Genomic DNA, 264 nt, shown 5'->3' with positions numbered 1-264 from the left:
CCATCGCCGCGCCGCTGCGCCAGGTGCTGGTCGCCGTGAAGGCCGCGCTGGAAAACGCGCCGCCCGAACTCGTCACCGATATCGCGGACGCAGGCATCGTGCTGACGGGCGGCGGCGCGCTGCTCGGCAATCTTGCGCGCTATTTCAGCAATGAACTGGGTCTGGACGTGCGCGTCGCCGACGAGCCGCTCACGTGTGCCGTGCGCGGTGCCGGTGCGGCGGCGAGCGCAGGCCTGCTCGATATGGGCGCGTACGACTGACGCA

1 protein-coding gene is annotated in these 264 nt (G+C 70.5%); it reads left to right on the top strand.

The window, feature by feature from the left end; genetic code table 11:
* The coding region (locus tag SB753_RS38140) for a rod shape-determining protein (RefSeq protein WP_410805301.1) at positions 1–260 on the top strand (260 nt) is incomplete at its 5' end.
* Between the last annotated feature and the right edge of the window lie 4 nt (positions 261–264).

The sequence above is a fragment of the Paraburkholderia sp. SIMBA_053 genome, from assembly GCF_046534895.1.
GTDB lineage: Bacteria > Pseudomonadota > Gammaproteobacteria > Burkholderiales > Burkholderiaceae > Paraburkholderia > Paraburkholderia caledonica.
The sequence above is the reverse complement of the archived record's forward strand: the minus strand, read 5'-3'. Positions and strand labels throughout refer to the sequence as shown.